Source organism: Candidatus Flexifilum breve, assembly GCF_016713355.1.
Map to the genome: position 1 here is coordinate 1 of NZ_JADJPI010000001.1, position 17870 is coordinate 17870.

Genomic DNA, 17870 nt, shown 5'->3' on the forward strand with positions numbered 1-17870 from the left:
TCTTGAAATTCTTTGAGAAGCCAATTTGATTGAACGAATGAACACAGGCTATCCGTCGGTTCTTCTTGCTGCCGAAGTGCCGAAACAAGGGTCGTTGACCCCGACCCACCTGTACTAACTCAGCGATGGTCCGGGTGCTTCTGGCCCTAACGTGTAACCTACCTGACGCCAAATATGAACTGAGTCGGGCATCAGGATTCGCTGTCTGGTATCCCCTATCGGACTATCGGTCATGGTGTCTCCTTCCTTGCATAGTGTGCAAGTGCCCGCTTGCATGCTGGTCTATGCTCGATCGTGGCCTGCAAGCAAGTGATTACTTGCATGCCCATATGTTTTTGTCATTCCATATTTGATGCCTTAACTCCAAAAAACGCCGGACTACGCCGCGAACCAATCCGCGCGGGATCAACAACTCGCTGCTGAGGTTGCTGTATCGCTTAGTAACCGTCGGAGCCGTTGGCCCGCTTCTTTATTAGCGCTCATAACGCTGCCAAACCTCCCACGCCCCCATAAGAGATAGGCAGACGGCCCTGATCCTTCCCACCAGGGAAGATTTTCTTCGACAGTCGGTCTGCAAAATCTGATTCCTCCGCAATGGCCTGTATGACCGCAGAGCAGGTTTGCATGCCACAATCTCGCAAATCATTCCATCAGTTCAGGAGCTTCGGTTGTGGGATTAGGATCAAAAACGCTTGCTGAGATCGAAAGCCACCTGCAACTGTGGACCGAAGCATTACGACAGTTCGAGCAGCAGGCGGACGGCTTCAGAGGCTGTGAAGATCTTCATCATTTGATGAAATCATATTTACCGGCTGCGGCTCGACCTACTATGCCGGGATGGTCGAGCAGCGCTCCTCGCAAGCTGGAACCGGCATTACCGCTCGCGCAGTTTCTGCCACCGAACTCATGTTGTTCCCGGAGATGATCGTCAGCGCGCACCGCACCGCCTTACTGATCTGCGTCTCGCGGTCAGGAACGACGCGGGAAACGGTGGCTTGCCCGGCGGAAACCAAGCTGAAGGATCTCGCTGGCGGGCACAGCATCATTTTTTTGACGTGCGAAAGCGGCAATCCGTTGGCGCAGACCGCCGATGTGCTGGTCGCCATCGACGCGGCGCAGGAAGAAAGCCGCGTGCAGACGCGCTCACTTTAGCAACGCATGCTGCTGGCGGTCACGGCGTTGGCCGCCCTGTTCTGAGGCGCGACTGGCGTACAGACCAGCCTGCCCGGCGTCTGGAACGCGACGCTGGCGTCCACCGAGACGGTGGAGACGGCTGAGACAAAACCTGTCGAAATCGCAGTTCGTCTTTCTGGGATCGGGCGCGCTCTATGTGGTCTAGTCTGCGAAGCCATGCTCAAAGACCTGAGCGGAGATATGGCGAAGCTGTTCGGCTCCGCTTACCATCCGCTCGAATATCTGCATGGCCCGCACTTTACCGCGACTTTAGCCACCCCGCAGTTGATCGGCCTGCCCTCCGACGGTGCGCAGGCTGAGAACCTCCGCACGTCTTCAATATCCTGCACGTCGCGGCCTCGCGTTATTTACCCTGAGCGATGCGAACAGGCTGCTCCTGGCAGGAGGAGTTTCGATCACCCCTGGACTCCCGTCTTCCAGAGTAAGGGCGCGGAACTGCTGTATTTGCCCCGCTCCAGCACGCATCTGTTGGCTGCAAGCGGTGGAACGCGGCTTTGATCCCGACAACCTCGCCTATCGTCTGGCGTGAACCCGATGAAAACAGCTTTGCGAGATCGATATTGGCGGGACGGCGACAAAACTGGCGGTGTTAACAGCCGGACGGAACAATTATCCAACGAGACAAATCCCGACAGAGGCGCGCGAAATCTGATCCAGCGCCTTTCTTCACGCGCTTGTTCATGCGCCGCCGATGGGGGCTAGTCGAACCATACCGTGCAGTCGCTGGTGGGATCGGGATCTCGGCGCATGGGGAGGTTGACCGTGAGCGGCGCCGACCGATCATCGCCAGGTTACCCCTGCACTGCGCAATGTCGACGTGGCGCGGTGCGCTGGAGGGCTCGTTACGGGCTGCCCGTCGTTGATGAACAATGACCTCACCGCGCATGCGCTGGGGAGAAAATTACTATGGTGTGGCAAATGGCATCGAGCGCTTCATGTTCTCGCTATGGGGACAGGACCTCGGCGCAGCGCTGATCGTCGAGGGCAAACCGCTGATCATCGATGGCGGCGTTCGCGGTAACACGGGCTTGGTCATCCTTGACCCGACAGCGCCGCGCGACTCAACGGCATCCGCGGATCAGCCGAAGGGTTGATCGGTGTACCGGGGATCGAACGCCCCGCCCAGGAACGTTATGGTCATCCGGTCTCAGGCACGAGGTGATTGCGGCGGCGCGCGAAGCAGGGTGATCCAACCGCGGTCGCCACTGGCGACGCAGGTGGGCACGTGGACGGACAGACCCTCGCCAGCCTGAAGGTGATCTTCTACCCGCACCGTATTGCGTTGACGGGGGCACTGCCTCACCGGGCAACGTCTGATGGACGCGTGCCGCGTTGAATTCGATCGGCTGGTTGGTGACTTTTTCCGAGATCCGGCCGCAAATACCGGCGGGAACTTTCGCGTATGTCGAGATTGTGCTGGGCGAAGGCGGCGCCGACACGGGGGCATTAGGTGCGGCAGTCGAACTGTTTCCAGCCGTAAGGTCTGCTGAGTGAGGCGAGAAAAGGAGCAGCGCGTACCTTGCTCCTTTTCTCGATATGTTCCTACAGTGCTTCGTTTTACTCGATGCCGAGCATGACCCGTTCGGCGTTCTTGTAATACACTTGTGCAGGACGTCATCGGGCAGGTACAGCCCATAGATGCGCCAGCGTCCTGCCGGGGGGTAACCGCATTCCCGTAATCGAAGTACTCGTCATCGGTTTCCAGAAAGCGATAATACGTCGGGTAGGTGTTTTCGTCTACCGGACGATCCGTGCCGAACAGAATCCGGTCGGCGTATTTCAGGAAGAGCGTCGTGCAGAATAGGGTTGGCGACCCAATTCGCCCATGCGTTCGCTGATGTCCACAGAAGTTCGGGCAGCGATCCAGCAGCGCGCCCACCCACATCAGGTTTTCGGCATAGCAGCCCACATGCGCGCCGACCCTGGTGGTCTTCGGATGTCGGGCAACCGCAGCGGCCAGGCCATTCACGATGGTCAGGAAGGTCGGAAAGGGCGGACTGGGAAACTGCCAATCGACGTTATCGTGGAGTTCTTCCCATCGCTCATTGGTGTTATCTACCGGATCAAAGAACGCGACCGGATCCGCAATGTGAATGGTGATCGGCAGCTTGAGTTCCCCCGCTGTCGCCCAGATAACATCCAAGCGCGGATCATCACGGCGACCAGTTGGTCTCTGATGATCGCGCGCAGTCAAGCCGAGCATTTTCCAGATCTTCAGCCCTTAGGCGCCGCGCGCCGCCTTGCTGGCGCAGTCGTCCTGCCGCCCAATCGGGGAAGCGGTCGCCGAGTTCCGCCCATTTCGTCCAGTCGACGCCGCCAAAGATGCGGAAGCGCTCCGGCGCCGCGGCTTTGAAATGATCCAGATGGGTGTGCAAAATGTCTTCGCCCCAACCACCGTCAGGATCGACGTACACCCGACATCCGCCTGATCGAGGTGATCAAGCAGTTCGGCGACGGGGCGGGTGTCCCAACCACCGAAGCCCGGTAGTGACAAATGGTTGTGCGCGTCGATCACGGGGAAGCGCGGGCGAGCGACCTGCGTTTCGCGGGTGACCAGTTTCGGTTGGGGTTTGAAGTCGGACAGCGAGAGGGGCGAAAGCGTCTCATCGGGCTTGATAACGGCCATTTTGACTATCCTTTGGTTACCTGACTAGACTGCAAAGACCTCGATGCGGCGTTCGCGCAGCGCCGACAGGAATTCGGGCGGCGCGAGGCTATCAGTAACAAACGTCTTGACCGCCGTCAGCGGTGCAACGAACACGCTGGAAATCCGTCCGCACCTTGGTATGGTCGGCCACCACAATCACTTACGGGCAATGCTCACGATCTTGCGATCGGTTTGGGTTTCAGGCAGATAGTCGTTGGTCAGCCCGGTTTCCAGATCGATGGCGCGAATCCCGATGATCGCCTTACTGACGCGTAGATCATGGAGGGATTGTTCCGCCAGGTGCCCGATGAAAGACTGTTCGGTCGGGCGCAGAATCCCGCCGAGCGCGATCAGATTGATATCGGGGACGTCCGCCAGCGTGTTAATCACCAGCAGGGAATTCGTGACCACCGTCAGACCGCGGTGTCCACGCAAACTGCGCGCCACTTCCAATACGGTAGTGCCGCTGCTCAGGAGAATGGTATCGCCATCATCGACCAGCGCTGCCGCTGCCTGCCCGATGCGGCGCTTTTCTGCGGCTTGAACGGTTGCTCGCTCGGAGAAGGGGGGTTCGGGGGGCGCGTTTTTGGCGACGACCGCGCCGCCGTGGAAACGCCGAAGTTTGCCGGCTTCTTCCAATAACTGAAGATCACGGCGGGCGGTTGCGGCGCTGATGTTGAACTGTGCGCACACCTCGTCAATGGTGACACGTTCGCGCATGCGGGTGAAGCGGATCAGTTGTTCGCGGCGTTCGAGTCCCGAAAAGCTGTGCTTCGTCATACAGTGTCTTGTGTCCTCAACTCAGACTTCCCTCGGGCACGAGGGTGCGGCAGACGTTTGAATCAATCACACATAATCACATTCAATCACAAATTCGCCGATTTGTACCGCGAAACTTGCGCATTTGTGCAAAAATGATATTTTATTGGTTGACGTTACACTCAAATCTCCGTACGATCAAAGAAATGTTGCCCTCATTTTATGGAAAAGGTCGTTTATGAGTAAGGAAGCTGGAGCCTATAGTTTTGCCGAAATCAGCAGTCAGCCGATTGTCTGGAATCAGACGGTGGCGACCTTCCAGCAGCGCGCCGCGGCTTTCCAGTCGTTTTATGCTTCCCAACCCTTTGACCGCGTGATCTTCACCGGCTGCGGTTCGACTTATTATCTGGCGCAAGTCGGCGCCGCGTTGTTTCAGCAGCTCATCGGCATCAATGCCTGTGCTTATCCCGCGTCAGAAATCGCGCTGCTGCCCGATTATGTCTTCGCTCCCGGTGGTCATCCGCTGCTCATTGCGGTTTCACGCTCCGGTGAAACGACTGAAACGCTGTCGGCCGTCCGTGTGTTTCGTGAACGGACCCACAGCGCCGTTGCCGTGGTGACCTGCTACCCGGCGAGTCGCTTGGCTGCCGCCGCTGACTTCGCCGTGCTAATACCCGAAGCGCAGGAACAGAGTGTGGCTCAGACACGCTCGTTCGCCAGCATGCTGATCGTCGTACAGGCCATGGCCGCTCTGTTGAGTGGCCGCGAGGATCTGGCCGACCTCGCCCACTTGGGCGACAGTGCGCAGACCCTGATCGCCAACTACGGCGACCTCGCGCGCACGCTAGGCATGGATCGCCGTATCGAACGCTTCTTTTTCCTCGGTTCGGGCGCGCTGCGCGGCATCGCCAGTGAAGCGATGCTCAAAATGAAGGAAATGTCTCTCTCATACAGCGAAGCCTTCCATGTGCTGGAATTCCGGCATGGGCCGATGTCGATGGTCAATGACCACAGTTTAGTCGTCGGGCTGCTGTCCGAAGAAGCGTATGCGCAAGAAGTCGCCGTCCTCAACGAAATGGCCGGGCGCGGCGCTCAGGTTCTGGCGCTCGGCGTACGTGATGAGCCGACAGGGTTGGATCGCGCTGTGCAGATTGTTCGGCTCAGTGCGACGCTGCCGCGCAGCGCGCGCCCCGTCACCTACTTACCCGTGCTACAACTGTTGGCATACTACCGCGCGCCTCGAATGGACAAGACCGGATCAACCAGCGAATTTGTCGTTTGTTATTTCGCTGGATCAATCAATGTTGTGATCGTCGTCCACGTGTGCATGTCGTGGGCATGGCGGTGCGGAAGAATTAGTTTTGCTTTATTGAGGAGAGAAATCGCACGAAGAAGGCTTTACTCATCACCGTGTTGGCGAGCGTGCTCGTGATGGCGCTCGGTTTCGGTATGGCGAGTGCGCAGGAACCCGTGACGCTCGTCTACTGGTCCATGTGGAACGAGACCGAAGGGCAGGCCCGCGTTCTGCAGGCGGCCATCGCCAGTTTTGAAGCCGCTAATCCGAACGTCACCATCGACGCCGTGTGGAATGGCCGCCAGAATCAAACGCTGGTGCGCACGGCCATCAGCGGCGGTAATCAGGTGATCGACCTGATGGATCAGGACGCCGACCAGATCGCCGGCGGCTTGATGCGGGAAGGTTTCGCGCTGCCGCTCAACGATTATCTGGCGCAGCCCGCCGAAGACCACGAAGAACCGCTGATGGATGTCTTCCTCCCCGGCACATTGCAAATGTTCTCGCTCGACGATCAAATCTACCAACTGCCCTATATCTACAACACCGTGCAGTTCTGGTATGACAAGCGCGTTTTTGAAGAAGTCGGTCTCGCCGTGCCGCAGACCTGGGACGAACTCCTCGCCGCCTGCACGACGCTGAACGATGCGGGCTACGCGCCCATCGCCGCCGAAGGCAATGAACCCGGTTATGCTGCCTTCTACCTGACCGAACTCCTCGCCCGCACGAAGGGCCCCGGTTGGCTCCAGCAGGCCGCCGCCGATCCGACGGGCGAAATGTGGCGCGATCCGGCAGTGTTGGACGCAGCGCAGCGCACCCGCGCCCTGTGGGATAACGGCTGCATCCCGCCGGAAACGCTCGGCTACGTCTGGCCCCAGGGACAGAATACGCTGGCCTTCGGCACCGCCGCGATGGAACTGGTCGGTTCGTGGCTGCCCGTCGAACTCCAGAACGCGACCGATCCCGGAATCCCAGCGGGGCGGCTTCAGCTTCCCGGCGATTGAAGGTGGCGTTGGTTCAACCACCGACGTGTACGCCCTGCTGCTGGCGTTCATGATCACCAATGATACGGCGCATCCGGATGAGGCGTTCGCCTTCCTGCGTCACCTCATGACGGATGCAGTTCAGCAGCAGTTCACCGACGAATCGCTGGTTGGCGTGACCAACAAATACATTCAGTGGAATCCCATCATCGCCGATGCGCTGGCGGCAGCGTCGGCGGCTACGTCAACCTATGGCGACGTGGACGGTGTGGCGTCGCTGTACAGCGAATACCTGAACACGATCCTGTATCCGAACTATGTCAGTCTGTGGCAGGCCGCGATCACGCCCGAAGACTTCGTCGAGACCATGGCCACCCAGTCGGCGCAGTACTGGGCGGATCATCCGCAGTCATAAATAAGCATGCGGCTGTTGGTCACTCTCCAACGGCAGGATGAACATGTGAGTCGTAGGGGCGATGTGTTTGGTCGCCCCTACGACCGATTTGAATAACCGTTTGGCCTATTTAGACTCGAAGCGGCTGAATTTATGAAAATCTCGAATCGCTTCATTATTTTGTTACTGCTTCCGGCGTCGGTGATGTATCTGGTCTTCTTCCTGATCCCGACGTTTCAGGCACCCTCTACAGCCTGTATGACTGGAGCGGCTTCGGCGCGGCCCCCAGTTCATCGGACTGGCCAATTTTCAGGAACTGCTGAATGACCGCGTGTTCTGGCGCAGTATGGGGAACACTGTTGGCATTCTGATCGTCGGCGGGATCGTGATTTTCGGTCTCGCATTCGTGATGACCATGATGCTCTCGTCGGGCATCCGCGGCAAGAAATTCTTTCGTGGCGTCATCTTCCTGCCCAACATCATCGCGGTGATCGCACTGACAACCCTGTGGGGGTACATGTACACCCCGCGCACCGGCTTGTTCGCCGCGGTCTTCGACGCGGTCGGGCTGACGGATCTGGCGCGCTTCCCATGGTTGGGGCCGGATACGATCTTCATCGCCATGATGATCGCCATCGTGCGGATCGAGGTCGGCTTCTACGTCGTGCTGTTGTTGGCAGGCGTCGATAAAATTCCACCGGATTTCTATGAATCGGCCAAACTCGATGGCGCGAGCGATTTCCAACAGTTTCGCTTTATCACCGTGCCGCTCCTCTCCGAGTGATCTCGATTGGCATGGTTCTGTGGAGTATCCACGCGCTCAAAGTTTTTGAATTCCCATTTTCATTCACCGGACTCGAACCGATCCCGGTTCGTACACCGTCGCGGTGTACCTGTATATTCTCGGTTTCGGGCAGCGCCAGCCGATCTATCGGTTGGGGTATGCGACGGCGGTCGGCGTGATGCTGCTGCTGGTCGTCATCCTCGTGGTGTTGGTCGTGCGCCGGGTGACTCGCCGCGAAACGTATCAATATTAGGAGGAAGCGCGATGACGGAGCGTTCGTTCAGCCTAGAGCCTGCGGCTGCCGCCAGCCGGACTGTCCGCAAGCCGTTGATCCAATGGCGGCAGATTCCTCCTATTTATTCCTTGCGGCGTGGTCAATCTTCACGATCTGCGCTGTCATGGGTGGTGCTCGCCTCCGTAAAAACCAACCGGGAGGTTTTTCGCGAACCCTTCGCGATTCCCACCGAACCGCAGTTCGTGAACTATGATCGGGTGTGGTCAAACTCACAGGTGGGACTGGCCTTTGCCAACAGCCTGATCACGGTTGGAGCCTCCGTCATTCTGATTCTGGTCGTGTCTGCGCCCGCCGCATACATCCTCAGCCGCGCGGAGTTCAAAGGCCGCGGACTGCTGACGATGGTCTATATCGCCGGGATCGGGATACCTTACCCGCTGCTGTTCATTCCGCTCTTCGCTCTGCTGGCCGGTTTGAGAATGAACAACTCAATACCGGGCTTGGTGTTGATCTACGTCAGTTTGTCGATCCCCTTCACGGTCTACATCCTGACCAAGTTCCTTCAGCACACTGCCGCAGGAATTGGAAGACGCGGCGGTGATCGACGGGGCGACGGACTTTCAAGTGTTTTCCCGCGTGATGCTGCCGCTGGCAGCGCCCGGTCTACTCACGGCGACCATTTTCAATTTCATCGGCTTATGGAATGAATTCCAACTGGCGCTGATCTTCATCCAGGAGCCAGATTTGCGCCCGCTTTCGCTCAGCCTGTACACGCTCAAGAACTCGATGACGTATTCGGGCGACTGGGCGGGCTTGTTCGCGGGCGTGGTGATCGTGGTCGTGCCGACCGTCATCCTGTTCGTCATTCTCTCAGAACGCATGATCAGCGGCATGACGTTAGGATTGGTCAAATAACCGTGAGCGAACTGCGCCTCGAACACTGGACTATCCCGACCGCGCCGCTCGGAGCCGAAAATCCGCTCCCCAGTTTTGAGCGTCCGCATTATCAGCCGCTTCTGACGGGCGATCCTGAGCAGGATCGCGCCGCTGGCTACGTTCCCGATTATCTGCCCTACACCATGCAGGATGGCTACACGCGCCAGCGTCAGCCAACGCCGCAGCCTGTCGCTGTGCTGGAGAATGAGATCTGCGCGCCACGTTCCTGCTCGAGTGCGGCGCGCGGTTGTGGTCATTGGTGCACAAGCCAACTGGACGGGAACTTCTGTACGTCAATCCCATGCTCCAGCCCGCTAATCTGGCGATGCGCAATGCGTGGTTCAGCGGGGGCGTTGAATGGAACATGGGGGTGATCGCGCATACGCCGTTCACCTGTTCGCCGCTGTTTGCTGCTCGTCTCAATACACCTGACGGAACGCCGGTCCTGCGTTTGTACGAATGGGAGCGTATTCGGCAGGCGGCCTACCAGATTGACGCGTATTTGCCCGATGGTTCGCCTGTTCTGTACGTTCGGGTGCGTCTGGTCAATCCGTTTGATCATCCGCTGCCCATCTACTGGTGGTCGAACATCGCCGTGCCCGAAGCCGAGGACGTACGGGTGCTCGTCCCAGCGGATAGTGCCTATCGCTATGCGTTGTCTGTCGCCGATATGCAGACCGTGCCGATTCCGCTGGTCGACAACGAAGATGTGACCTATACCACCCGGTTTAAGCGCGCCGCCGATTACTTCTTCCACATTCCTCAAGGCCAGCGTCCGTGGATCACGGCGCTCGATGGCCGGGGTACGGGGCTGCTTCAGGTCTCCACCGCCCGGCTATATGGACGCAAATTATTCCTCTGGGGCACGGGTCAGGGCGGGAAACGCTGGCAGGAATGGCTAAACGGTCCTGACCACAATTACCTGGAGATACAGGCCGGGCTTGCGCCGACGCAGCTCGAGTACGCCACCATGCCACCCCGCGCTGAGTGGTCATGGCTCGAAGGCTATGGTCTCATCAACGCCGATGAGCGTCAGGTGCATAGCGCGGATTGGGGACAAGCGCGGCAGGAAGTCGAACGTCAACTGGAACAAATTGCCCCCACACTGCTTTTGAAGCGGAGTACGCCCGCGGCGAAGTGTGGAAAGACCAACCGCCAACAGACATCCTCCAGCGCGGCTCCGAATGGGGCGCTTTGGAACTAGAGCGGAGACAAGCCGCGGGTGAATCGCCCTTCGCCAGCGCAGCGCTCGATTTCGGAGCAGCCATGAGCTCGCGTACCTTGCCGCGGCTGACACTGCTCAAGACCGGGCAGTTCCCCGCCACTGATGAGCTCACGGCGGGGCGTTGGTTCAGGCTGAATGGCGTGAACTGCTCGAAGCCGCTGTTGCCCGATCATCCCGACGCTGGCTGGGAGGCATGGCTGCACTTTGGAATCATGCGACTGCACATCGGCGACTGCGCGGGCGCGCGGTCCGCGTGGGAGGCTTCGCCCGAGCAGCGGCGTACCCTGTGGACGTTACGTAATCTCGCCGTGCTGGCGCGGCAAGATCAGCAGTGGGATCAAGCTCGGAATACTATCTCGAAGCGCAGCGTTTGCGCCCAGATTTGCTGCCGCTGCTCGTCGAGACCGCGCGCACCCTGATCGATGCGGGGCGCGCTGAATCGTTTTTGGCTCTGCTTTGATAACCTTCCGGAAGCCATGCAGAAACATGGACGCATCCAACTGCTCGAAATCGACGCGGCGCTTGTGACTTGGCGACAGTGGACCGTGCAGGCCAGCGTTTCACGGACGGATTTGAGATTGTAGACTACCGTGAAGGCGATGAAATCCCGACCGAGTTTTGGGATCGCTATCATCTTCAGCGGATTAGCCGGGACGAACACGCAGCGATTGATGATGCGCTCATGCAGCGTGTGCACCGGGAACATCCGTTACCTAACGCCTACGATTTCCGCATGAAAACCTAAAAGGTAGAAAAACTTGTATGGCTTGGTTGAGGAGGTGATACGGCATCGCTCTCCGAAATACTTTGCAGTCGGATCCGTGGAGGAACCGAATGGGAGCTGCACTAAGTAGTTGTCGGTTAGGATGAATTGCGGATCAGGCTGGCGTGAACGGCTAACCCTGCTGCTCGGTCGGACGAGGAGTGGCGCAACGCGCGAATGACGGTATGACGTAGACATACGCCAACATGACAGGGAGAGGGCATTCTCCAATTACCTGCTGTGACGCAAATGCGCGGGTGGCAGCGTACCACTCGCAGAGTCCATGAACCCCGCCACCTGGGGGCGTTGAGGAGGAGCACAGATAGAGGCCTGGGAGCGGAGTGGAGTATGGATCGAGGCGCACGGTCGGGCGAGTGAACAACTGCCGTGGATCTGTACCCGCCGTTGATATCCCCACCCACGTAATTTGGATTATAGGCTTCCCAGTTCGCCGCATGATAGGTGTGCCGTGCGACCACGCAATCCCTGAATCCCGGCGGCAAACCGTTCGATCTGCTTCTCAATCCGCTCGGTCATATCCACTGGTGAATTGTGGGGCACATGACAGTAGGCCCAATCAATGTGCTGTCCGGCAGGGGGCGGTGGTCGGATCAAACCGCGTGCGGGCTGCGTGACTAGCGTATACGGTTCATCCGTCTCCCGCCCTGTGAAGGCGTCGCGCCTACTCCCGCCGGATTTCAGCCAAATCCGCACCGAGGTGGATCATTCCGGCGCGCTTACACTCGGATGCCTGCCACGGATCCGGTTCGCCTAAAGCATAATCAATTTTGAATACGCCGAGTCCGTAACGGTAACGGTCAGCTGGCGACGATAGCCGGAGGGCAGGCGCTTCCCATGATCCGCACCGAACTTGGCGGGGCGTTACGTCGAACAGCCGGATTTTTGGCCGGAGGGAGATCCTCAAACCGATTTCACTTCGCTATCCCTGACAATCGCTCCGCCCAAGTCGCGGAGATACGCCGTCAATGCGTCTGCAACGCGCCCTCGATCCGCCGCGGGCCAGCGGCCAGCCAACCCTGCGCGCCAGCATCCCAAGTATCAACCCAAAGGCGGCTGTGCCCGGTTGTTCCAGCGGCACCGATCGCGTGCGCCGAAAGACCGGCGAACAGTCCGCGCACCGCTTCCGGTGCGAAAGGCGAAATTGGCAAAGGAGGCGCCGGGGCGAGCGCCAGCAGGCCAAAACCCGCCATGACCAGCGGATGCTGGGCCGGGTGCAGCGGTGCGAGAAATTCCTGAATGATGGCAGCATCGCGCTGCACGAGCGCATCCACTAAGTCGCTGATAGACTTGCGCGTCTCGCCCCAGGCGGGCGCGCGGTCGCCGCAACTGACCGTTCGATGAGCACGGAACTGCGGGCCAGCCAGTGGATGCGCGAGCTCCGCTGGCGGAAGACCCACCCCAAACCGTATTTGTGGAGGGGCAAACCCCTAAAAGGGGGGGGCCAAGAGTGGATGAACGCCCGAACAGACACCATGCTGGAAGCCAGGCAGCGTCAGTTCTTGTGTCCGCATGCCACCGCCAAAGGTAGTCTTGGCTTCCAGCACCACGACTTTGCAACCCGCTGTGCCAAGGTGATTGCCGCCGCCGCCCGTTGGGGCCCGAACCGACGACCACCGCATCGTATTCGGCTACACTGAACGCTCCACTTCATTTCACTTGCCGCCTGAGCAGCTTACGGAAAGGCGACGTTACCGTATAGAGTAATGTGTACATCTGCGCATTATGGCGCACATTGCCAAGCTGCGACCACTGCAAGCGCGGATCAACACACACTTTACTCATCTCAACCGTTACATTCTCCTGAAAATAAGCGGCGAGCGCTTTGAGGACATGCCGCCAGATATCCTGTCTGGTGGAAAAATCCCGTCTGACACCGACAATGACCGCAACCAGACGGGAAGATCGCGGAATGCTTCTGTCCGGTTGTGCGCTGTCTCAGACTAGGGGTACTTGCGGGACCGTCGATGACGAACATGAAATCGGAGGGGCGCACCCTGCCGCACCCCTCCAATGCCCTGGATCACGACAATGGGCGGACCTCGACATGTTCACAGCCGATGCGCCCAACTTCGGAGATGAGCGCGATGCCGCCGCCGCTGTAGGCGGCGTTCGGGTCCTCGGCTGTCAGCACCACCTGACCATTGATCGATGCGGTGAGGCGGTTGCCCTGCACTTTGAGGTTCAACTCGTAGGTGTGCCCGAATTTCTAGCCGCCCGGGATTTCGGCAAGGACGCTATCTTGGCCTTCAAGCGCGCGGACAAGGCGCGTCTTCTCCTGATCGAGCAGCAGCGCGTAGTAGCGCGTCATGCCCTGCGCGCGCACGCCGATGCCACCCGTCTGACACATATGCGGCGTCAAACGCGCCGTGACTTGATAATCTGTCCATTCGCGCGTGCCCTGCATAAGCAAGCCGCGTCCGCGGTTCTGGATGAGGCGGTATGATTCCGGCCAGTAGTCGAGGTCGACAAGGCGTTCGCGGCTGTCAAAGCCATCGATCCACGCTGCTTTCCACAGCATCGGGCCGGGAGTCCTGTGGTGCGGTTGCGTTCACGTTCCGCTGGGCGATCCAGCACGACGTCGGGCGCGCCATCCCATGTCAGATAGTCGAGAAGGACCGTGCCCGCTTGACCGCCGTTCCCCGTTACCTGCACACCGATCTGCGCGATGGGGTAGCAGTGAGTGTCCGGCACCCGCCATGTCAGCACCGCTGACTGGCCGGGCGTCAATTCACGCGGATCACTCTGCAAGCTTGAAAGGTCATCCGTGCCGTTGAAGTGCTTGGCGTACAGGCTGACCGTGAGCGTGTCGCTGTTCGCGTCCGCCGCGACCACACGAGCGCGGACAGTCTGCCCCGAGTAGAGCGTCGGCGAGGCCAGTAGACGGTAGCCGCGCTTTTCAAAGGAGCGGGCGATTTCCCGCGAGGGGATGAAGGTCGGCGTCTCGATGCGCGCCACGCGTCCCGCCGCGAGTCCCTGACAGTGAATGGCCAACGACCGTGAGCCGCTTTCGCTGAAATCGGCGACGTTTTCCAGAGTCACGACGCCGCGCACCGCTGCCGAGTCTTCGCTGACAAAGCCCTGCACCGAACCGGGCAGGTCGAAGTGGAAGCGCGCCGCCTTTCGGCTGGAGCGCGGCTTGTCCCTGCAAGGCGCGGCCCATGTTCACGAGGTGGTAGGTTTCGGCGACCGCATCGCTGATCGAGCGTCCACCGTCGGCGGTCGGCAGATACAGCCGATCCGCGACGGGCGAGCGCCAGTCGGGACCCTGGTCGATGGTCGCCAAGCCGTTCTTGATGCCGAGCAGACAGCCGACATTGCCTGAATTGCAATCGGTGTCCCAACCAGAGGTGTTGACGATCATCAGCGATTTCTGGAAGTCGTCGTCGCCGTAGAGCAGCGAGAAGAGAATCAGCCCGTGATTCGGCACCATGTGGCAGTTGCCGCCGTACTTGTCGTAACCGTAGCGTTCGGCTAACTGCTGGCGGGCGGCGCGCCAGTCGGGTTCTTTGGCGTGCCATTCGCGGATATCGTTGATCATATAGGCGATGACCGAGTCTTTGGGGATGAGTGCGACCGCTGTATCGATCAGCTTATTGAGGTCGCGTTCGACGAAGGCCTGCGCTTCCATCGCCGCGATCACCTGCGCACCATAGATCGCCTCGCCATCGTGGCTGACGCTCCCGGCCTTGCGGGCGAAGTCCGCCGCCAGTTCAGGGTCGCCGGGGGCGACCAAGCCCCAGCCGTCGATGAAAATCTGCGCGCCGATTTGTTCCGCGACGACCTTGCCGTTAAGCGCAATCGAACCACTGCGCGGCGCTTCGATGCCCGCTTTCAGGCGCAGATAGGCAGTGTGTTCCGTGGAGTTGCCCATGCCGCCCCACCAGAGAATCGTCTGTTCCTCGATGATGTAGTTCAGCCACGTGTGCCCGATTTGCGCGGGGGTGATATCCCGCGTGATGCCATAATCCTCCAGCGCGCGGATGAAAGTGAACGTGCCAGAAATATCGTCGTCGGTGACGATCAGCGGCACGTTGAGCTTCTCGTGCACGTAGTAGTTGATCTCGCCGAGGTTTTCCATGATGGCCTCGTACGACCAGCCCTCGAAGGGGCGACCGAGATACACCCCGATGATTTTTCCCAGTACGCCTGCGTAAACCCGTTCTAGATAGTCGGTTGGCAGCATGACCCTATCCCTGAACTCCCCTGTGTCAGCCCTGCGCTGAAGCGGCGTTGCAGGAGCAAGAAAAGCACAATATGCAGAATGACCATAACGACTGACCCGACGCTGGTCAAGCCCCAGTCCCGGCTGAATGGCACCGGAATCTCAAACAGACTGGTGGCGACCCGGTTGTCTTTGCGGAACAGGCTCGACTCTCACTCCCAGTGGAGTCATAGGGGGCAGATCAGGTTCTGCAGGGGGGTCAGCATAACAGCCTGTGGCACTAGAGGAAGAGGTTTATCTCAGTTGATAGAAAAAGCCGCTGACGCTCAGACAGCTTGCCCGTGAGCGGAGGCGGGCCCCGGCGCGGGCGCAGGGGGTGTTCGACTTCGTGACGCCATCTTCTACATTCACACTACCTGAATCTTCCTTCCACTAGTTTCTTCCACTATATAGCGTCAGTGATGCGCTTGAACTCGAAACCAAGCGGACATATAACCTCAATTTCGCATCCCTCCGGGGCTTTGTACTCCAGATATAGGTACTGTCCACAACTCGCCATTCGACATCCAACTTGCCGAATGGTGTGGGAACTGTACCTCGCGCCCACGTCAGGTCGCCCGGTTGCGGTGCGATGCGGATCTGCTTATAGCCGACTTCAATCGGGCTTACCCGAGGATATGCGCTGACAAGAAGTAAGCCGGTGTTGCCGACCAGGCATGACACCATGAACGTGGATTGGAGAATGTTTCCCATGTCGCCGTTGCGCCACGATCCAGCATTCTCCCCCAGCGTGACCGGATTACTTGCAGCAGCTCATCAAAGCGTCGCTCACGCACGAGCAGTTCTAGGCTGAATGACAGCATAAACGGACTGCCAATATGGATCCAGTGCTGTGGTGGTACTACCACAGCGGGCAGCAGTTGTGCTGCGCGTTCGTTCGTCGGCACACCGGAGAATAGGGCTGCTACATTGACCGCTTGGGAAATTTTCGCGCTTAGCTGTCCATCTTCGTCAATGCTGTCAACGTAGGCCTCCAGTTCCTCTGACCACAAATGCTGGTTGATGGCAACACTGAGATGGGCCGCAAACAGATTCCAACGTTGTGCATCAGCGGATTTGCCCACTACGAGCGCCATTTTTGCGGTCGCGCGCAGTGCCGCCACGAGCAAACAGTTTTCATGCGTGAACGCTAATTTGCGCTGGTCATTGAAATCGACGCCGTCAATGTCTGACCAATCGAGGAAGTGCCAGCAGCCTTCCAGACTGAATAGGCCGAGGCGATGTGCCTTGCAGCGTGCAAGCGCGAATTCTGCTTGTTGTGCCAGCGCCGGATATATTTCCTGTGCAAACTTGCTGTCCGCATTGAAAAAATAGTGCATATAGCAGCCAATCGCCCACAGCCAACTCCAATTTGGCATCAAGCGATTTTCCCACGCGCTGGGAACCTGTGAGTTCACGATCGGGGTGCGGCGCAGTGAATCCGCCACGACTCTCAGCGTATTTTCGGGAAGTGATGGGTCACTATAAATGACCTGATGAATGAGTTGCTGAGCGTACGCATCCCCGACCCATAATGCCTGCTCATACGCGCCATCCGCGCTGAACACATCGTCGGAGCACAATCGTTCCGCATAGGCACACATGTCCCAAATCTGATTCAATCGGGGATCAGAACACTGGAAGCGCCCAATCACGGGTTGATCATAGGTCGCTTGGTGCAGTGTTACCCGGTGAATGGTCACCGGTTGATCAGCGGCATACACCGATAGCAGCAGATAGCGAAATCCACGGCGGAAAATCGACCGATAGGTTTGCCGTCCCGCACGGCAGATATAACGAAACGAATTGTCGACTCCCAGACTGTACCCCGGAGCCTGCGACTGCATGATTTCAAATCCTACAAAATCGAGAATCGCACCTGTCGGGGCATCAACATCAAATTCGATCCAGCCCAAGACTTCACGGCCGAAATCGAAGATGAACTGCTGACCGTACTGCGGTGCTTTCACTGACACCGCGAGTGGAAGACTAACCGCAGCGCTTGTATGTTCAAGCGGTTCACTCGACATTACGAAGCGCTGCACATCGATTTCCGGAACATCAAGCGGTTGCATCACCGTCCAGTGTAGGGTGGGTGGAAGCAGCTCGCTGTGAGTGGCAGCAAGCGCCGCCTGCCGCTCGTCGTCGGATGGATTGACACTCACTTGCCAGCCACGATCTTCGCTGTCTAGCCCCGCGCGGAGTTGAAGATCCGAACTTCCAGCGAGGCTGATGGCGAAGTCCGTCTCGAAGATCATACCCTTCCAGTCCAACAACAGGAGATGTTCCCCTGCCGTCAGACTGATCAAGGCCTGTGGTTCGATCTGACCGGACTCCCAAGTCAGTTTTTGCCCGTCCAGATAGACCATTGGCAGACCGCCGTAGTTGGCGCGCTTTTTCAACACGATAGTACCGCTGACGGAGGCCTGCAGAC

General features: G+C 58.8%; 23 protein-coding genes. 13 read left to right on the top strand and 10 right to left on the bottom strand.

All coding sequences use genetic code 11. The features are described 5' to 3' along the window. The first annotated feature begins 801 nt into the window (after positions 1-801). Together IPK17_RS00005 and IPK17_RS00010 are read left to right on the top strand one after the other, a co-directional pair. On the top strand, positions 802-1152 hold the full coding sequence (locus IPK17_RS00005) for an SIS domain-containing protein (protein ID WP_343415659.1): 351 nt from the start codon (positions 802-804) through the stop codon (positions 1150-1152). Between the two features lie 926 nt (positions 1153-2078). Next, the gene (locus tag IPK17_RS00010; RefSeq protein ID WP_343415615.1) at positions 2079-2288 is read left to right on the top strand and encodes a hypothetical protein; all 210 of its coding nucleotides are present in this window, start codon (positions 2079-2081) and stop codon (positions 2286-2288) included. 53 nt (positions 2289-2341) lie between these two features. Here IPK17_RS00010 and IPK17_RS00015 read toward each other — a convergent pair whose 3' ends face one another. From IPK17_RS00015 to IPK17_RS00025, 3 genes are all read right to left on the bottom strand, one after another. Then, positions 2342-3397, bottom strand: coding sequence for an amidohydrolase family protein (locus IPK17_RS00015; RefSeq protein WP_343415616.1), 1056 nt, complete (start codon positions 3395-3397; stop codon positions 2342-2344). Between the two features lie 18 nt (positions 3398-3415). Continuing rightward, positions 3416-3820 carry a hypothetical protein gene (locus IPK17_RS00020; RefSeq protein WP_343415617.1) on the bottom strand — a complete coding sequence of 135 codons (405 nt, stop codon included), beginning with the start codon at positions 3818-3820 and terminating at the stop codon, positions 3416-3418. Between the two features lie 177 nt (positions 3821-3997). After that, positions 3998-4621: a DeoR/GlpR family DNA-binding transcription regulator gene (locus IPK17_RS00025; RefSeq protein WP_343415618.1), complete on the bottom strand. Its 624-nt coding sequence runs from the start codon at positions 4619-4621 to the stop codon at positions 3998-4000. Positions 4622-4838: 217 nt separating this feature from the next. On the opposite strand from IPK17_RS00025, the gene IPK17_RS00030 reads away from it, so the two are divergent. The 11 genes from IPK17_RS00030 (at position 4839) to IPK17_RS00080 (ending at position 11196) form a co-directional block, all read left to right on the top strand. After that, positions 4839-6032, top strand: coding sequence for an SIS domain-containing protein (locus IPK17_RS00030; RefSeq protein ID WP_343415619.1), 1194 nt, complete (start codon positions 4839-4841; stop codon positions 6030-6032). Next, positions 6011-6898: an ABC transporter substrate-binding protein gene (locus IPK17_RS00035; protein ID WP_343415620.1), complete on the top strand. Its 888-nt coding sequence runs from the start codon at positions 6011-6013 to the stop codon at positions 6896-6898. Before IPK17_RS00030 ends, IPK17_RS00035 begins: the two co-directional genes overlap by 22 nt. 25 nt (positions 6899-6923) lie before the next feature. Then, positions 6924-7292, top strand: coding sequence for a hypothetical protein (locus IPK17_RS00040; protein WP_343415621.1), 369 nt, complete (start codon positions 6924-6926; stop codon positions 7290-7292). A 325-nt stretch (positions 7293-7617) separates the two neighbouring features. After that, positions 7618-8055: a carbohydrate ABC transporter permease gene (locus tag IPK17_RS00045; RefSeq protein ID WP_343415622.1), complete on the top strand. Its 438-nt coding sequence runs from the start codon at positions 7618-7620 to the stop codon at positions 8053-8055. 103 nt (positions 8056-8158) lie between these two features. Continuing rightward, positions 8159-8308 carry a hypothetical protein gene (locus tag IPK17_RS00050; RefSeq protein ID WP_343415623.1) on the top strand — a complete coding sequence of 50 codons (150 nt, stop codon included), beginning with the start codon at positions 8159-8161 and terminating at the stop codon, positions 8306-8308. Between the two features lie 11 nt (positions 8309-8319). Further along, a complete protein-coding gene (locus IPK17_RS00055; RefSeq protein WP_343415624.1) occupies positions 8320-8997 on the top strand; it encodes a carbohydrate ABC transporter permease in 678 nt (225 codons plus the stop codon). Beyond that, positions 8888-9205 (top strand): ABC transporter permease subunit, encoded by a 318-nt coding sequence (locus IPK17_RS00060; RefSeq protein ID WP_343415625.1) that lies wholly within the window; start codon positions 8888-8890, stop codon positions 9203-9205. The genes IPK17_RS00055 and IPK17_RS00060 overlap by 110 nt, the downstream gene beginning before the upstream one ends. Positions 9206-9207: 2 nt before the next feature. After that, on the top strand, positions 9208-9600 hold the full coding sequence (locus tag IPK17_RS00065; RefSeq protein WP_343415626.1) for a hypothetical protein: 393 nt from the start codon (positions 9208-9210) through the stop codon (positions 9598-9600). Next, the gene (locus IPK17_RS00070; RefSeq protein ID WP_343415627.1) at positions 9486-10430 is read left to right on the top strand and encodes a DUF5107 domain-containing protein; all 945 of its coding nucleotides are present in this window, start codon (positions 9486-9488) and stop codon (positions 10428-10430) included. The genes IPK17_RS00065 and IPK17_RS00070 overlap by 115 nt, the downstream gene beginning before the upstream one ends. A gap of 62 nt (positions 10431-10492) precedes the next feature. Continuing rightward, positions 10493-10870 (top strand): tetratricopeptide repeat protein, encoded by a 378-nt coding sequence (locus tag IPK17_RS00075; protein ID WP_343415628.1) that lies wholly within the window; start codon positions 10493-10495, stop codon positions 10868-10870. 110 nt (positions 10871-10980) lie between these two features. After that, on the top strand, positions 10981-11196 hold the full coding sequence (locus IPK17_RS00080) for a hypothetical protein (RefSeq protein ID WP_343415629.1): 216 nt from the start codon (positions 10981-10983) through the stop codon (positions 11194-11196). A gap of 1001 nt (positions 11197-12197) precedes the next feature. On the opposite strand, the gene IPK17_RS00085 is transcribed toward IPK17_RS00080, so the two are convergent. The 7 genes from IPK17_RS00085 to IPK17_RS00110 all read right to left on the bottom strand — a co-directional run bounded on the left by IPK17_RS00085 (position 12198) and on the right by IPK17_RS00110 (position 17805). Then, entirely contained in the window at positions 12198-12632 is a 435-nt protein-coding gene (locus IPK17_RS00085; RefSeq protein WP_343415630.1) for a hypothetical protein, read from the bottom strand. 623 nt (positions 12633-13255) lie between these two features. Further along, a complete protein-coding gene (locus IPK17_RS00090; protein ID WP_343415631.1) occupies positions 13256-13420 on the bottom strand; it encodes a LamG domain-containing protein in 165 nt (54 codons plus the stop codon). Between the two features lie 21 nt (positions 13421-13441). Beyond that, entirely contained in the window at positions 13442-13582 is a 141-nt protein-coding gene (locus IPK17_RS00095; RefSeq protein ID WP_343415632.1) for a hypothetical protein, read from the bottom strand. A gap of 8 nt (positions 13583-13590) precedes the next feature. Next, positions 13591-14190 carry a hypothetical protein gene (locus IPK17_RS00100; protein ID WP_343415633.1) on the bottom strand — a complete coding sequence of 200 codons (600 nt, stop codon included), beginning with the start codon at positions 14188-14190 and terminating at the stop codon, positions 13591-13593. Continuing rightward, positions 14132-15418 (bottom strand): ADP-ribosylglycohydrolase family protein, encoded by a 1287-nt coding sequence (locus IPK17_RS00105; protein ID WP_343415634.1) that lies wholly within the window; start codon positions 15416-15418, stop codon positions 14132-14134. The genes IPK17_RS00100 and IPK17_RS00105 overlap by 59 nt, the downstream gene beginning before the upstream one ends. Before the next feature lie 411 nt (positions 15419-15829). Next, positions 15830-16150, bottom strand: coding sequence for an alpha-L-rhamnosidase C-terminal domain-containing protein (locus IPK17_RS40340; RefSeq protein ID WP_350341603.1), 321 nt, complete (start codon positions 16148-16150; stop codon positions 15830-15832). Further along, positions 16063-17805, bottom strand: a complete 1743-nt coding sequence (locus IPK17_RS00110; RefSeq protein WP_343415635.1) for a family 78 glycoside hydrolase catalytic domain — start codon at positions 17803-17805, stop codon at positions 16063-16065. Before IPK17_RS00110 ends, IPK17_RS40340 begins: the two co-directional genes overlap by 88 nt. Positions 17806-17870 lie beyond the last annotated feature (65 nt).

Bases quoted from the DNA above. Each gene is read 5' to 3' on its own strand.
- IPK17_RS00055 (WP_343415624.1), top strand. From the start codon at position 8,320: ATGACGGAGCGTTCGTTCAGCCTAGAGCCTGCGGCTGCCGCCAGCCGG.
- IPK17_RS00045 (WP_343415622.1), top strand. From the start codon at position 7,618: ATGGGGAACACTGTTGGCATTCTGATCGTCGGCGGGATCGTGATTTTC.
- IPK17_RS00025 (WP_343415618.1), bottom strand. From the start codon at position 4,621: ATGACGAAGCACAGCTTTTCGGGACTCGAACGCCGCGAACAACTGATC.
- IPK17_RS00095 (WP_343415632.1), bottom strand. From the start codon at position 13,582: ATGTGTCAGACGGGTGGCATCGGCGTGCGCGCGCAGGGCATGACGCGC.
- IPK17_RS40340 (WP_350341603.1), bottom strand. From the start codon at position 16,150: ATGGGAAACATTCTCCAATCCACGTTCATGGTGTCATGCCTGGTCGGC.
- IPK17_RS00010 (WP_343415615.1), top strand. From the start codon at position 2,079: ATGCGCTGGGGAGAAAATTACTATGGTGTGGCAAATGGCATCGAGCGC.
- IPK17_RS00075 (WP_343415628.1), top strand. From the start codon at position 10,493: ATGAGCTCGCGTACCTTGCCGCGGCTGACACTGCTCAAGACCGGGCAG.
- IPK17_RS00110 (WP_343415635.1), bottom strand. From the start codon at position 17,805: ATGGTCTATCTGGACGGGCAAAAACTGACTTGGGAGTCCGGTCAGATC.
- IPK17_RS00015 (WP_343415616.1), bottom strand. From the start codon at position 3,397: ATGCTCGGCTTGACTGCGCGCGATCATCAGAGACCAACTGGTCGCCGT.
- IPK17_RS00030 (WP_343415619.1), top strand. From the start codon at position 4,839: ATGAGTAAGGAAGCTGGAGCCTATAGTTTTGCCGAAATCAGCAGTCAG.
- IPK17_RS00105 (WP_343415634.1), bottom strand. From the start codon at position 15,418: ATGCTGCCAACCGACTATCTAGAACGGGTTTACGCAGGCGTACTGGGA.
- IPK17_RS00020 (WP_343415617.1), bottom strand. From the start codon at position 3,820: ATGGCCGTTATCAAGCCCGATGAGACGCTTTCGCCCCTCTCGCTGTCC.